At 62.8% G+C, this 15,697-nt stretch carries 8 protein-coding genes; 1 reads left to right on the top strand and 7 read right to left on the bottom strand.

The features are described 5' to 3' along the window. Positions 1-31: 31 nt before the first annotated feature. The gene (locus tag BFQ01_RS19725; protein ID WP_065926556.1) at positions 32-1,450 is read left to right on the top strand and encodes an amino acid permease; all 1,419 of its coding nucleotides are present in this window, start codon (positions 32-34) and stop codon (positions 1,448-1,450) included. A 48-nt stretch (positions 1,451-1,498) separates the two neighbouring features. On the opposite strand, the gene BFQ01_RS19720 is transcribed toward BFQ01_RS19725, so the two are convergent. The 7 genes from BFQ01_RS19720 to BFQ01_RS19690 form a co-directional block, all read right to left on the bottom strand. Beyond that, entirely contained in the window at positions 1,499-7,990 is a 6,492-nt protein-coding gene (locus BFQ01_RS19720; RefSeq protein ID WP_065926555.1) for an NEL-type E3 ubiquitin ligase domain-containing protein, read from the bottom strand. A gap of 66 nt (positions 7,991-8,056) precedes the next feature. Then, the gene (locus tag BFQ01_RS19715) at positions 8,057-9,190 is read right to left on the bottom strand and encodes an OpgC family protein (protein WP_065926554.1); all 1,134 of its coding nucleotides are present in this window, start codon (positions 9,188-9,190) and stop codon (positions 8,057-8,059) included. A gap of 132 nt (positions 9,191-9,322) precedes the next feature. Next, positions 9,323-9,619, bottom strand: coding sequence for a cupin domain-containing protein (locus tag BFQ01_RS19710; RefSeq protein WP_065926553.1), 297 nt, complete (start codon positions 9,617-9,619; stop codon positions 9,323-9,325). Between the two features lie 59 nt (positions 9,620-9,678). After that, the gene (locus tag BFQ01_RS19705; protein WP_065926552.1) at positions 9,679-9,963 is read right to left on the bottom strand and encodes a putative quinol monooxygenase; all 285 of its coding nucleotides are present in this window, start codon (positions 9,961-9,963) and stop codon (positions 9,679-9,681) included. 11 nt (positions 9,964-9,974) lie between these two features. Continuing rightward, positions 9,975-11,594, bottom strand: a complete 1,620-nt coding sequence (locus BFQ01_RS19700; RefSeq protein ID WP_065926551.1) for an FMN-binding glutamate synthase family protein — start codon at positions 11,592-11,594, stop codon at positions 9,975-9,977. Positions 11,595-11,675: 81 nt separating this feature from the next. Next, complete coding sequence (gene bglX / locus BFQ01_RS19695) at positions 11,676-13,940, bottom strand: beta-glucosidase BglX (protein WP_083244911.1); 2,265 nt, start codon at positions 13,938-13,940, stop codon at positions 11,676-11,678. After that, a complete protein-coding gene (locus BFQ01_RS19690) occupies positions 13,937-15,517 on the bottom strand; it encodes a glucan biosynthesis protein (RefSeq protein WP_256097764.1) in 1,581 nt (526 codons plus the stop codon). The genes bglX and BFQ01_RS19690 overlap by 4 nt, the downstream gene beginning before the upstream one ends. Between the last annotated feature and the right edge of the window lie 180 nt (positions 15,518-15,697).

Genomic DNA, 15,697 nt, shown 5'->3' with positions numbered 1-15,697 from the left:
CAATCCAATAACAAAATGAGGTTGTATCCCCATGCCAGCTGGCAACCACCTGCCCCATGGCGAGACCGCTTCTGGCGGCCCGCTCAAACGCGAACTCGGTGAGCGGCATATCCGCCTGATGGCCCTCGGCGCCTGTATCGGTGTCGGCCTGTTCCTCGGTTCGGCCAAGGCCATCGAGATGGCCGGCCCGGCGATCATGCTCTCCTACATCATTGGCGGCCTGGCGATCCTGGTGATCATGCGCGCCCTCGGCGAGATGGCCGTGCACAACCCGGTCGCCGGTTCGTTCAGCCGTTATGCCCAAGACTACCTTGGCCCGTTGGCGGGCTTCCTGACCGGCTGGAACTACTGGTTCCTGTGGCTGGTGACCTGCGTCGCCGAGATCACCGCCGTGGCGGTGTACATGGGCGTGTGGTTCCCCGATGTACCGCGCTGGATCTGGGCCCTGGCGGCCCTGGTGAGCATGGGCACCATCAACCTGATCGCCGTCAAGGCCTTCGGTGAGTTCGAGTTCTGGTTCGCCCTGATCAAGATCGTCACCATCATCGCGATGGTCATCGGCGGTGTCGGCATCATTGCCTTCGGTTTCGGCAATGACGGTGTTGCCCTGGGTATTTCCAACCTGTGGGCCCACGGCGGCTTCCTGCCCAACGGCGTGCAGGGTGTGTTGATGTCGCTGCAGATGGTGATGTTCGCCTATTTGGGCGTGGAGATGATCGGCCTGACCGCCGGTGAGGCGAAGAACCCGCAGAAGACCATCCCCAATGCCATCGGCTCGGTGTTCTGGCGGATTCTGCTGTTCTATGTCGGCGCGTTGTTCGTGATCCTGTCGATTTACCCGTGGAATGAAATCGGCACCCAGGGCAGCCCCTTCGTGATGACGTTCGAGCGGTTGGGCATCAAGACCGCCGCCGGCATTATCAACTTCGTGGTGATCACCGCTGCGCTGTCGTCGTGCAACGGCGGCATCTTCAGCACCGGTCGCATGCTCTACAGCCTGGCACAGAACGGCCAGGCTCCGGCGACGTTCGCCACCACTTCCAGCAATGGCGTGCCGCGTCGCGCCCTGTTGTTGTCGATAGGCGCGTTGCTGTTGGGCGTGTTGCTCAACTACCTGGTGCCGGAAAAAGTCTTTGTGTGGGTGACGTCCATCGCCACCTTCGGCGCGATATGGACCTGGGTGATGATCCTGCTGGCGCAGCTCAAGTTCCGTCGCGGCCTGAGCCCGGATGAGCGCGCCGGGCTCAAGTACCGCATGTGGCTGTACCCGGTCAGTTCCTACCTGGCGCTGGCGTTCCTGGTGCTGGTGGTCGGCTTGATGGCCTACTTCCCGGACACCCGGATCGCGCTGTACATCGGCCCGGCGTTCCTGGTGCTGCTGACCGTGTTGTTCTATGTGTTCAAGCTGCAGCCGGCCCAGGCTGGCCAGGGTTCGCCGCGCTCGGCATGACCCCCTGAACGATGGCCTGCCTGCCCCTTGCGACAGGCAGGCCACAGGTCAGACGTGTTGCAGGGTCAGTTGGGTGCCTTCTGTCAGTTGCCGCACCAGGCGGTTATGTTCAATTCGTTCTTCCTCGGCCAGTGACTGGCGGCGCTCCAGGTACGCATCCGAACGCTTGTCCGGCAGTTGCTGCTCGAGCACGCTGACTTTGTAGCTCATGGTGTCCTTGATGGTCAGAAACGGCTCCGGCTCGCTACTTGCCAAATATTCGATCCAGAATTCGCTCATCAAGATCCACTCCTGCAAGGCGGGCGACTCGCCAAGCCGGAGCAGGGTGTTGCGCGCAGTGTTGACCACCTCGTCCGTGACGTAGTCATTCACGGTGTACAGCAGTTCCAGCGGATAAAACGGCAGGTCGAACTCACGGGCCAGTTTTTCGCGCAGGTACACCGTTACCTCGGCTGGGTCGACCGTCAGGTTGGCCCGTTCACGCTCAAGAATGAACTGATCGGCAAAGTGATCCAGCTGATTGAGGTAGAAGCAACTCTTGGCCAGCGCCAGCAAGGCCCTGTCGGCCATGTAACTGCGGGGTTGCTGCTTGGCCTGGTGGATACGGTGATGCAACTCCATGTTGGTGAACGCCAGCAGCACACTGTCGCCGCAGTCGCCTGAGCCGTAGGTGTTGAGGCATACCGTGTCGCGCAGTTGCCTCGACTCGCCCATGGCGCTCAGTAAGGTCCAGACTCTGTGGGTCAATGCTCTCCTTGGGGTGTCGCCGTGGATGTAGGCGTAGGTCCGCGTCAGGTCCTGCAAGACCCGGAACACATCATCGGCACTCGCCGTCTCATTGGTTTTCAAACCCTCCCACAGCGCTCTGCGTGCCGGTACATCCTGGAGCGGCACGCCCATCAGCCATTGGCTGAGGTCGTCGACGGCCACAGCCGTATGCCGAGGCGTACGCAGTTGGCCACCCAGGCGAATGCCGGTATCCAGCCGGTACGCTTCGATACTCGCCAGGGTCGGTGCCGACAGCGGGTTTTCATGCAGGAGCGTGTTGCGATTGGCGGCTTGCAGCCAGGGGTTGGTGAAGACTTCTTCTGGAATGGTGGAGATCTGGTTTTCCTGCAGGTGCAACTCCATCAGGTACGGCAGCGCACTGGCGCCACGGGGCCATTGCGTGATGCCGGTGTTACCCAGGTGCAGGATGCGCAGTTGGGTCATTTGACTGACATCCGGGGCGAGTGCCAGGTCCGGGTTGTCGCTGAAGTCCACGTCGCGCAAGTTGACCATGGTTGCCAGGCGTTGTACCGCCTCTTCGGTCAAGCGGATGTCGTTGTCGTTCAGGTCCAGGTAGGTGAGCGAGGTCATGTCCGTGATTGCACTGGGCAGTTCGGTCATCCGGCAATCGAGGTGCAATGCCTTGAGCTGGTTGAATTTAGCGAGGAATTCAACCGCCGAAGACGGGAAGGCATTGCCGGAAATCCGCAGGTGTTCAATATGGCTGAAACCGCTGGTACCTGTGATGAACGAGGCGGGCGGCAGGCCACCATCGTCCAGTTGCAACTCCAGGGAGTACACGTGGAACAGCCCGGCGATGTAGACCGCCCTGTTGTCCCGCCGCCATGCCTGGCGCAATTGCTCGGCAATGTAGCGGCGCCGGGCCTGGCGCTGCCCGATGGGGTCGTCGATCACGTTGTCTTCATCCAGCACGGTTTCGCTCCAGCGCCGCAACTCCAGGTCCATGGCCTGGTACTCGGCCTTGCGACGTTCGAGCTCAATCAACACCGCCGGCTCAGTGAGGTTCAGCGACTGGATCAATTGGCGCGCGTCGTCGCGGGTGAAACGCGGATAAATCTCTTGGACCTTGGCCACCAGGTCCGGCGGCCTGGGGCCGTTGAACGGCCAGAAACGTGACCAGAGCGGGTACACCAGGAACGAACGCTCCAGGCCCATCGCCGGTTGCATCCAGGGTTGCAGGTGCGGGATATCCAGCAGGCCCTTGATCTCTACGCGGCGGGACAGGGCGATATCGGCGAGTTGCTGGCGCAGTTCGGTGATGCCGGTTTCATCGGTAACGCCCAGGACCGTTTGCTCGCTCGCCGACAAGGTGCTGAGAATCACCCTCAGCAAGTCGTTCGAAGGTTGGCCAAGGGGCACGCTGTTGGCGTCATAAGCCTGATAGCCACGATGGGTCTTGGCCACGGTCTTGCGCGAGGTGCCTACCAAATGACCGGCCGTTTTGAGCAGGCGCCCCTGTTCGTCCCGTTCACGAATATCGATGCGCACATGCCTCGGCCAGGTGGGCAGGAGTTTGAGCAAATGCAGGATAATCCGGTCGCTGTCGGCATTGGCGCAGGCAGACACATGCAAGCCCTCATAGGCGCGGTTCAGTCGCAGGTCGTGGCTACTCAAGCGCGCCTGTTCCGCGAGTCGCAGGCTCAATTGGTTGTTTTCATGCAGTTGCTTGAGTTCGCGTGGCGAGGCGTGGCCAAGAATCGCCGTGACGGAACTGGTTGGCAGATCGGGATGCTTGGCCTTGAACCGTCGCACCGACTCGCTGCCCCCGGACTCGCTGCGTTGGTACAGCGAGTGCAGGATCTGCGCCTTTTCCCGGTCGGTGTACTCGACGATCCGGGTGATCAACTGGAACAAGCGCTGCTCGTGAGTCGTCGGCAATTCACCGAGCAGGGCCAGGGTCACGTCATCGTGGGTGATAATGTTTTCCAGCAGCCTGGCGTTTTTGAAGTCGGATTCGGTGATCTTCACCGTCAGGTCGTCCGGGCTGCTGCGTTGCGGGTATTGATGGGTGACCTGGTGGTTGTCATCGACAATTTGCAGTACGTGGCTGTCGGGCCATTCCGGCAGGCTGGAGAGCACCAGTAATTGCAAGTCCGGTCGGGCGTTGGAGGCGATGGGGGTTTCGTACATCGCGTCGATGAACTGGTCGATTTCCTGGTCGATCCGAAAGCGTTTGCAGGTGTCGACCAGCAATGGCGGCGCTGCACGGCCGCAGCGGTGAACCTGGCGCAATAGGTGGGCAGGGGTGTCGGTCAGGGCGAGGATGTTTTTGGACATGTCCTGGGTGAAGCTGTGGTGATCGCCCCCCAGGCGATAGAGCAGGCTATGGTCGTCCCAGCTCATCGGGTTCTCGCTGGACAGGCGCCAGGCACCGTGACCGTTGTGCTCCAGGGTCGGGGTGTCGACGCCGACCTTCTGCGGGTGCTTGAGCCGCCATTTAAAGCTGCGTTTGTCATAGATGATGCGGTACAGAGAACCGAACAACGGCAGGTAGTGGCGGCCTTCCAGGGGGAAAATACCTTGGGCATCCGGTTGCAGGGCGGGCGGCAAGGGCAATGTGTGTTCGTACTGCGCCAGTGACCCGTTGACCAGGCTCACAAAACCTTCGGGGGTGCGTTGGCTGCTCATGTAGTCGCCCAGGGTGTGGCGCAGGCCCAGCGCATCGGTCGCACTGTGCATGCCCAGCGCCTGGTGCTCGTGGGGTTGCAGTACCGAGCCGATGGCCAGGTAGAAACTGTCGACGACCGGGGACACGGCAATCGTGCCGGCATTGCGCATGTCGTAGGCCTCATAGGCGCCGTCGCCTGAGTGCCGCAGCTCTACGGTTCGGTCGTCTGGGCCGCTGGAGCGATAGGGGGTGGCGATGGCTCCGGCATGCACTTCTGTGATCACGAAGTCGCGCTTGAGCCGATGGCGTACCAGCGCCGATGCGAACTCCCTGGCCCATTGGTCGGCGTCAGTGTTGTAGGGCCTTGGGTGATAAAGCCCGTCGATTGCCGCGTCGATACGCAGGGCGATGCGGTGGTTTTCCAGTTCTTCATGAAAGTGGCTGGGCAGCGCCCCCTCCTGCAAGTAGGCCTGCTGTTGGCGCGGTGTCAGAGGGTGCTGCTGCAGCAGGCGTTCCAGCAAGGCTGGGGACAAGGGGCGATTGAGATCGCGCAGTTTCTTGAGCAGCGGCGTGACCGCCACCAGCGGGGCCGATGCCTGGATGGGCAAGAAGCGTCGGGCATTGATGGGCGGGAGTGGTTCACTTTTTTCATACCCGGCATAGCTGAAGATTGCCGCGAACAACGCCATCCGCTCACGGCTCGCCAGCGCGGCCACGTCCCGGCGAACGCTCATGATCCGCTGTTCGGGCGAGGCGTCGGCCTGATCCGCCAGGCCCAGCCGTGAGTGGGCCGGTTGCAGGCTGATGATCAGGCTCAACAGCGGCTCGGCCCGATAGGGCGGCTGGCCACGATCCCCTTCGACCTGGTAGCCACTGTCTTCACTGCGGATGAGGGTCAGGGTCTTTGACTCGGCCACCGTGTGCTCGAGGTTGCCGAAGGTTTCGATCACGCTGCGTTGCGGGTCGCTGATGCTCAGCAGCAGGCTGGCGGGCCAGTCCGGCAGTTGGGTCAGCAGGCACAGCACCAGGCTGTCACCGTAGGGCGGCAGGTAACCGGGCTCAGGGAAACGTTCGATGATCTGCTGGATCACCTGGTCAGCCTGCAGGCGCCGTACGCCCTCGATCAGGTTCAACGGTGCCGGTTCGCCACGCCAGACCCGATCCAGGGTGGTGCGGGTGGTTGCGGTGCTGCGCAGCATGCGTTCCAGGTCGAGCTGATGGATGACCGACGAACCGTTGGGCAGCATCCGTTGCAGCAATTGGATATCCGAGAGGGTATGAGCGTTGTGCAGGTCGAAGGTCCAGGCCTGCAGCGCGGGCTCGAACACAATGGGTGGCTTGTAGCTGCTGCGACCATTCTTGAGCACGTAGCGCAGGCCCGGCACGTCGTGGCTCACTTCGGCTACCAGGGTCTGGCCTTCATGATGCAGCTTGACGTATTGCTTGCCGTGTACGGTGAACACGCCCAGGGCATCGGCGCTTTTGCCATCCAGTAGGTATTGCCGATCATGGGCATAAGGGCCTGGGTCGGCCTTCCACAGTTCATCCACGCCGTCGGGGCGCGTGACCTTGCGGGGGTTGCCCAGCCGTTGCAGGTGTTCGAGCATGCGTTGGCGATGGGCTTTACCCGCGACATTGATCAGGCGTCCGCTGATTGCCAGGTCGGCGACGTCGGTCAGGGTCGAGGCAAAGCCGCTGGCGTCGCCCTTGGCGGCTTCATTCAGGCCGACGCTGACGCTGTAGGTCATGCTGCCCAGCACCGCCAGTTGCATGATTCGGTTCATGCCCGTGACGCCACCGGGCAGGGGGGTCAGCAGCAGTTGCAGGACTTCGGATGCAATGGCGGCGGCGGCATCCTTGACGGCTTGCCAATCGGCTTCGGAGCGGCTGCTGGCGAGGGTGTCCATGTCGGCCTGGCAACGCTGCAACTGACGATATGCCAGGGCTTGGCGCAATGTCTCGGCGGGGCCGGCATGCGGGTCGGTGGCGAAGCGGATATCGTTGAGTGTGCGTTCCGGGAAGGCGTTGTGAAACCCGTCGTACAGTGTGCCCGCCAGCCAGTTCATGCCCTCGGGGCGTTTTTCCTGGGTCAGCAATGACTGGAAGGCCGACAAGCCCACCAAGGGCAACTGCCGGGAAAACCAGCCGAGGTCGCCTTGCTGGTGACTGTCCAGCAGTTGCTGACGAAAGTCGGCTTCTGCCGAGCGGGCATCGTCGTGGTAGCGAAACGCGCCGCCAGGGCGGAAAGGAAAATAGGACAGCACCCCGAGGCTGGCAATCTTGATCAGCATCAAGGGCACGGGAATGTAACTCTCCCACGCCACGAACGGCACGGAGACAATGGGCGTGACGCCTGAGGTCAGGCTCAGGCTCTCGATCGACAGCTGCGTCCCGCTGCCGTCGATCGATGCCCTGAGGCGCTCATACATCGTGCGGGTCAAACCGTTGTGGGCACGGTTGCGCCAGGCGTCTAATACATCGAACTGCAGCAGGGCCTGCGCGGCGTCATTCATCAATTGACGCAGCGTGCCATGCTCGCCCAGCGTGGCTCGGATCGTAACGTGCAGTTGGTGACCCAGGTCCAGCTCGCGGGCGATGCCGATGAACTCGCGGGCACTCAGGCTTCGGTCGCCGTCGGGACCGACCACGCGGCTGGCATCAATCAGGGTATAGCCGGAATCCGTGCGAGCGTACGCGGTGAAGCCGAAGTTCACGCAAGCTGCCTCCCACAGCGACAGGCTCTTGACGTGTTCGATATGGCGCAGGTCCATATCCGAACGACGCGGCACTCGGATGTGGCTGCCGGTTCGCCGCTCCCATGGCAAGGGTTGTTCCACTTTTTCCAGGTAGGTGGTTTCGAAGCGGTACTGTTCCGGGTCGCGCCCGCCGATCCTGTCGCGCAATTGCGCCAGGCCCTTGGTCTTGAAGGCACTTACGACCCGTTCTTTCTCGGTCTCGACTGCCGTCAAGGCCGCGAGGGCCTGGCGTTGCAGGTTTACGAAACGTCGCTTTTCCTCGTCGTCCAGGCCATCCAAGGCTTGGATCACGTTGCGCTGGATCAGCTCCAGTGCCTGTTGCTGGGTCCAGGAGGTACTCGATTGCAGATTGCCGGACAGGCCGTTGAGTAATTGTTGAGTCGGCATGCGCTCTACCTTTCACGATAAGTGGAGGGCAGATGGAAGCACCGCGCATGCCGGCGCTGGGGCTATCTATTTAAGGGCCGGCGCCTCGCCGCGCAGCGCCAGGTCCAGGCGCTTGTTGAACTCCAGCCACGCCGCCAGCCTGGCCATCAGCGCCAGGCCCAGCAACGCGCTGAAAACCTGCATCGGCCAGGCATCCTCGACCTGGGCGTTGAGCATGTCCGCCAGCGGCGCCAGCAGCACGCCGAGGCAGAACACCTCCAGGGAGTAGCGGCCCATGCGACAGCTTTGTTGCGCCCACCAGGTTTGCGTCCAGCCGCGACCCGGCAACAGCTTGGCGGTGACATAGGCCAGGGCCAGGAAGTGCAGCAGGCGCAGCGGCGACAGGTCGGTCTTGCTGATGGGGTAGATCAGGTCGCTGAGCCACGACGGCATCAGCGCGTCATGCACCTCGGGCCAGCGCCATGACAGGGTCAGCACACACGCCACCACGGTGTACACCGCCGCCGCCATGAACAACGGCTGGCGCTTGAGCGGGCGCTGTTCCGGCGGGCGCGCCTGACTGGCCTGCAGCGCCGCCGCGCCACCGAGGATAAACAGGAACTGCCAGGTCACCGGGTTGAAGTACCACACGCCGTCGGCAATCGCCCGCAGGTTCCAGCCCATCCACGGCGCCAGCAGATACACCGTCGCCGACGCGGCCACCACCAGCCAGGTGTGGCGCAGCAGCAGCGGCAACACCAGCGGCAACCCCGCCAGCAGCACGATATACAACGGCAGCGGGTCCATCAGGTTGGGCTTGAAGCGCAGCAGCAACTCGTCGGTCAAGGCTTGTTGCGGGTTGGTGATGAAGTGCGTCAGGCCCATTTCCTGGACGAGGTCGCGGGTTTCCACCTTGCTGTTGGCGAAGAACACGATGCCCATCAGCATCGCCAGCAAAAAGATATGCACCACGTACAGCACCCAGGCGCGGCGCAGGATCTTCAGGCAGGCCATCCAGTAGCCTTCGCGTTGCAAGACCTTGCTGTAGGCCAGTACCGAGGCGTAGCCGGCCAGAAACACAAAGACTTCCGCAGCATCGCTGAAGCCGAAGTTGCGCAGGGTGATCTGGCCGAGGGGGTTGTGGGGGACGTGATCCCAGAAAATGAAGATCAACGCCAGGCCCCGAAAAAAATCGATGCGCGGGTCGCGTCCGTTCAGCATGGCAGCGGGCTCTTGAACAAAAGGTTTAGTAATGACCGGTGAGCGCGGAGGTTGTCGTACGCCGCACGTCGGGCGGGCGCAGGTTGGCGGTATTTGTAAGCAATTGCAAAGGTTGGGTATTACTGAATGTCTCTAGGCGTCAATGATCACCAGGGTGCCCTGGCTACCTGGAAGTACGGCATGAGCGGTGCCTGCTTCCACGAGGTACATCTGGCCGGTCTCTACGTGGATCTCTTCATCAGCGATGCTCAGGCGCAAATGGCCGCTGATCACCAGTAGCCCTTCGTTGTAGTCGTGCACCTCTTCTTCGTAAGCCTGCTCATCCATGCGCAACACCTTGATCCGCGCCGGGCCGACCTGGCCCAGGCGTATCGATTTCCAGCTGTCAGGCAGTTGCCCGGCGAGTGCAGCGAAGTCCAGTAACGGCATGTGAATCTCCTTGTTTCTACGATGCCGTCGGTGGTCCGGTTCAGCGGGGAAGAGGTGGGTCAGAACGCATCCATCAGCAGCACTTTGCACGGCTTGGCCTGGTGCTCATTGATCTGCGGCACCAGCCGGGTGAAGTGTTCGGTCTGGCAATGGGTGTCGAGCGCGGCCTGGTCGGGCCATTGCTCGATGAAAATGAAGTGCCCTGGGTCTTTCTGATCGACAAACAGATCGTAGGCGATGCACAGCGGTTCCTGGCGGGTTTTTTCCACCAGTTCGGCGTACCAGGGACGTACGGTGTCGAGGTATTCGGGTTTGATGAAATCTTCGGCGATGACTTTCAACACGATCTGGGTCCTTAAGCAGCGGCGACTTCATGGGGCTCAAAACTGTCCGCCCGCGCCATCTGCCACATGCGCGAATAGAACTCGCCATTCACTTCGCCGGTGAGCAACTCGCCAGGCTTGAGGAACACATGCAACTGCGAGAACAGCTTGATCTCGGTGGCCGACATGCGTCGTACCAGATGCTTGGCCGACAGCTGCGACGGATGATCCAGGCCTGCCGCCGCGAGCATTTCGGCCAGGGCCTTGAGCGTGTTGCGGTGGAAGTTGAACACCCGCTGGGCCTTGTCCGGTACCACCAGGGCACGTTGGCGCAACGGGTCCTGGGTGGCGACGCCGGTCGGGCACTTATTGGTGTGGCACGACTGCGATTGAATGCAACCAATGGCAAACATAAACCCCCGCGCCGAGTTGGCCCAGTCGGCGCCAATGGCCAACACGCTGGCGATATCGAAGGCGCTGACGATCTTGCCACTGGCCCCCAGCTTGATCTTGTCGCGCAGGTTCAGGCCTACCAGGGTGTTGTGCACGAACAGCAGGCCTTCGCGCAGCGGCACGCCGATATGGTCGGTGAACTCCACGGGCGCGGCGCCGGTGCCGCCTTCCTTGCCGTCGACGACGATAAAGTCCGGGAGGATGCCGGTTTCGAGCATGGCCTTGGCAATGCCCATGAACTCCCACGGGTGGCCCAGGCAGAACTTGAAGCCCACCGGCTTGCCGCCGGACAGTTCACGCAATTGGGCGATGAATTGCATCAACTCGATGGGGGTAGAGAACGCGCTGTGACGTGACGGCGAGATGCAGTCTTCGCCCATCAGGATGCCGCGGGTTTCGGCGATCTCTTGAGTCACCTTGTGCTTGGGCAGGATGCCGCCGTGGCCGGGTTTGGCGCCCTGGCTCATCTTGATTTCGATCATGCGCACCTGCGGGTTCTGCGCCTGCGCGGCGAAGCGCTCCGGGTCGAAGCGGCCGTCGCTGGTGCGGCAGCCGAAGTAGCCGCTGCCCAATTCCCAGGTCAGGTCGCCGCCGTTTTCGCGGTGATAGGGGCTGATGCTGCCTTCGCCGGTGTCATGGGCAAAATTGCCAAGCTTGGCGCCTTGGTTGAGCGCGCGGATCGCATTGGCGCTCAACGAGCCAAAGCTCATCGCCGAGATATTGAACACCGACGCCGAATACGGCTGGGTGCATTGCGGGCCGCCGACCATCACGCGAAAGGCGCTGGGGTCGCTCAGGGGCGCGGGGCGCATGGAGTGGCCGATAAATTCGAAACCCAGCTGGTACACATCGATCAGGGTGCCGAAGGGTTTGTCGGCGGTTTCGTTCTTGGCTCGCGAGTACACCAGGGATCGTTGCGAGCGCGAGAAGGGCAGGGCGTCGCTGTCGGACTCCAGCAGGTACTGGCGGATTTCCGGGCGGATAGCTTCCACCAGGTAACGGATATTGCCCAGGATCGGGTAGTTGCGGCGCACCGCGTGGGGGCTTTGCAACAGGTCGAAAATACCGATCAGGCTCAACACGCCGGTGACCAGGGTGATGGGCCACAGCCATTCGTGTTGGATAAAGGGCAGGCTGGCGAGGGTGAAAATGACGCACACGGCAAAGAAGGCGTAGCGGCTTAGCAAGGACAGGCTCATACGGTTTCCTTGGGTTCGGACTCTCAGGTCGATCCGGCATTCTGCGCCAGTAACGAAACGCCAGACAACCTGCAGGTGTACTCAGTTTGATCCCGGTGATGGGACGGACTGGCCCGAAATAGACAAGGCGCGGCTATCGGTCAGTTCAAACCGGGCCTGGTTTTCGGTGGTCGAATCTGCCCCGACGAAGACGGTGAACGTACCGGCCTCAATCACCGGCGAAAAGTTGCTGTCGAGCAGGGCGAAGTCTGCCTGGTCAAGGGTGAAGGTCAGCTCCCGCGCCTCGCCGGGCGCCAGCTGCACTTTGCGGAAACCGCGTAGTTGGCGAACCGGGCGGGTCACGCTGGCGACATCATCGCGCAGGTACAACTGCACGATTTCTTCGCCTGGGCGCGCTCCGGTATTGGTGACGGTGACCGCCACGCTCAGCACTTGGGTGGACGCCAGCCGCTGTGTGCTGAGCCGCGGTGCGGAGTAACTGAACGAGGTATAGCTCAGGCCGAAGCCGAAGGGATACAGCGGCGTCCAGTGTTCATCGATGTAGCCGGAGGTATACCTTTCATCGCCGCTGGGCGGACGCCCGGTGCTTTTGTGCGCGTAGTAGAGGGGGATCTGCCCCACGTTGCGCGGGAACGTGATCGGCAGTTTGCCGCTGGGGTTGACGTCACCAAACAGGATATCGGCCACGGCATGGCCCATCTCACTGCCCAGGAACCAGGTTTCCAGCAGCGCCGGCGCCTGGCGCACGTTTTGCGAGAGCACCAGCGGGCGGCCATTCATCAACAGGATGACCACGGGTTTGCCGCTGTCCAGCAGGGCACGCAACAGCGCCTCCTGGGCACCCGGCAGGCCCAGGTCCGCGCGACTGCGGGCTTCGCCGCTCTGATCCGCGCGCTCGCCGAGCACGGCGACCACCACTTCGGCGCGGCGGGCGGCCTGCCGGACCTCGTTGAGGTTCTGCGTCTCGGTGCTGATAGGCGAAGCGCCGGGCAGGTAAACCACCTCGGTGCCGGGGGCGACGGCACGGCGTATGCCCTGCAAGACCGTGATCGAATCTTCGGGATGAGCCGCCAAGGCCCAGGGGCCGATCGTGGCCTCGGCGTCCGTGGCCAGGCTGCCGACCACCAGCACGTTGCGCAGGTGCTTGGACAGCGGCAGCAGGGCGTCGGTGTTTTGCAACAATACGATGGACTTCTGTGCGGCCTCGCGTGCCAGTGCCCGGTGCTGCGGTGTCAGGACATTGGCCCGTTGCCGCGCCTCGTCGCTGTAGCGGTAGGGATCGTCAAGCAGTCCCAGGCGCTGCTTGGCCTGGAGTACACGGCGCACCGCATTATCCACGGCGGTCAGGGGAACCTGGCCAGTGCGCACCAGGGTGGGCAGGTATTGGCGGTACGTCTGGCTGACCATGTCGATGTCCACCCCGGCGTTGAACGCCAGCCGTGCCCGGTCGGCCGGACCGCCGGCGATGCCGTGCTGGCTCAGCTCCCAGAGGGCGTTGAAGTCACTGACAATGAGGCCACGGAACCGCCACTGATTGCGCAGCACACCGGTCAACAGCGCGGTGTTGCTGTGCAGGGGCGTCCCGGCCAGTTCGTTGAACGAGGGCATGATCCCATCGACGCCAGCCGCCACGGCCGCCTGGAAAGGCGGCAAGTACACTTCCCGCAACGTGCGTTCCGACACGTCGGCGACGTTGTAGTCGCGCCCGCCTTCGGCCGCGCCGTAGGTCACGAAGTGTTTCGCGGTCGCCAGCATAAATGACGGGTCGGCAGGCCCGGCGCCGTGGAACCCCCGCACCTTGGCGCTGGCCAGCGCTGCGCCCAGGAACGGATCTTCGCCGGTGCCTTCCACCACACGGCCCCAGCGCGGGTCGCGGGCAATGTCGACCATGGGCGCGAAGGTCCAGTGTATGCCGCTGGCCGTCGCTTCAACGGCCGCCGCGCGAGCGGTCCGTTGTGCCAGGTCAGGGTCCCAGGCAGCGGCTTGCGCCAACGGCACGGGAAATACAGTGCGAAACCCGTGGATCACATCAAAGGCAAACAACAACGGTATATGCAGGCGAGAACGGGTGACGACGTGTTCCTGCAACCGGCGGGTCTGTTCGACGCCGTAGGCGCCAAGGACCGAGCCCACGGTGTTCATGGGCAGTTGCGCCAGCTCGCCTTGGTCAATGACCGGGCCGGTAGGTGTGTCCTGGACGCCGAGCTGGCTGAGTTGGCCGACTTTTTCTTCCAGCGTCATCTGCTGCAACAAGGCCTCTACGGGGTCCTGCTCGCCGGCGTGGAGAGCGTTGCCGCTGACACTGAACACCACGCAGAACAGCGCCCATCGGCCGCCGAGCCTCATGGACTATTGCCGGTGTCGGCCGTTGAAGGGGTACCGATTGCCGTCGATTCCGAATGGAAGGGATGGTACTGATACAGCCAGGTCTCTGACAGCGGCTGGCCGTCCAGGCGCAGGAACAGGCGCAATTCCACCGGCTCCTTGCCGTCGACGTTCAGGTCGAACTGTGCTCGCCAATGGCCGGCGACGCCGTCCGGCACCGCTTCGGTAAAGACCCGGCTGAGGGCGCCCCTGGAGCAACTGATCACGGCCTCGGGCTTGACCCCCGGTGCGAGTTTTTCCAATGGGGCGCCCTGGAATTCCACCACGAATTTACGTACCCCCAGCGGGCGCGGCTCACCCGGTGAGCCGCCTTTGCCCAGGCGAGTGGCCACGCACACCGCCAGTGGCGAAACGTAGGGCTCCCGGGCCAGCCAGTGCAGGCGATACCGCAGCGCATAGCGGTTGCCCGCTTCCGCCGGGGCCGAGGGCACCCACATCGCGACGATGTTGTCGTGGATCTCGTCGTCGGTGCCGTTTTCCATCAGTTGCACGCTGCCTTCGCCCCAATCGCCCAATGGCTCGACCCACAGGCTGGGACGCCGTTGGTAATTCACCCCATCAAGGTAGTGGTCGAAATTACGGTCGCGCTGTAACAGGCCGAAGCCCTTGGGTTGCCGGTCGCTGAACGCCGAAACCAGGGTGCGTGGCGGGTTGTTCAGGGGCCGCCAGATACGTTCTCCGTTGCCGGTCCAGAGCCCCAGGCCGTCGCTGTCGTGGACCTCGGGGCGCCAGTCGGCGGCGGTGCGCTTGGCGGTTTCACTGAACCAGAACATCGAGGTCAGCGGCGCAATGCCCAGCCGGCTGACGTTCTTGCGCAGGAAAAACGTGCAGTCGATGTCCATGACCACGCCCTGTGTGCGGTGGATCTCGAAACGGTAGGCGCCGCAGATACTGGGGCCGTCGAGCCGCGCGTAGAGGGTCATGGCGTTTGTGTGCTGGTTCTTTGGCGGCTCGAACCAGATGTGGGTGAAGTCGGGGAATTCTTCGGCCTTGCCGGCTTGTGCCACATCCAGGGCAATCGCCCGTGCCGACAGGCCGTACTGGTACAACTCGCCGATGGCCCGGAAGTACGACGCGCCAAGAAAGGCCACCCAGTCGTTCTGTTGCCACGCCAGCCTGGCCTGGTCGCCCAGGCGGCTTTCCTGGATACGAAAACCGGCGAACCCGCTGTTACGGGGCAGGGCATGGGCCGGGCTGTCGCCCGGCATATCGAAGTGCGCCGGGTCGTAGACGATCTCGCGGGCAATGCCGTTGTCCAGCACATACAGCCTGACGGGCGTGCGAAAAAACGACCCCAAGTGAAAGAATGTCACAGGGAACTTGCCGGGGCCTTTGGCGAACAGGGCGTGCTCGGGTTTGAAGCGGATCTGGCCATGGGCGGCGTAGTCGAGTCGCGCCAGCAGCGCGGCCGATGCGGTGCTGGGGTAGGTGTAGGGTTTCAAGGCATCGGCCTGTGCCTGTTCGATCAAGCCTTCGAAGGAAAAAGCGCTGGGCTGGTCGGCTGTATCGGCCGCCAGGGCGCCCCTGCCCAGTGGCATGAGCAAGGCGCCCAGTGACGCGTATGTGAGGAACTCGCGACGCGTAGACATGCTGTCCTTTCCTTCGACGATGAGGGTCCAGGCCTCACGTTCAGCACGCCACCGGCATGCAACCGTGTTGCTTGTGTGGAGTCTCGAGTCGGGAAAAGGGTCTGTCTACTGTCAGAAATAACAGGGTGC

Origin of the sequence: Pseudomonas sp. 8 R 14, from assembly GCF_900005955.1 — a bacterium.
Lineage (GTDB): Bacteria > Pseudomonadota > Gammaproteobacteria > Pseudomonadales > Pseudomonadaceae > Aquipseudomonas > Aquipseudomonas marginalis.
Note: the sequence above shows the minus strand (reverse complement) of the source record. Positions and strands in the feature narration are given on the sequence as shown.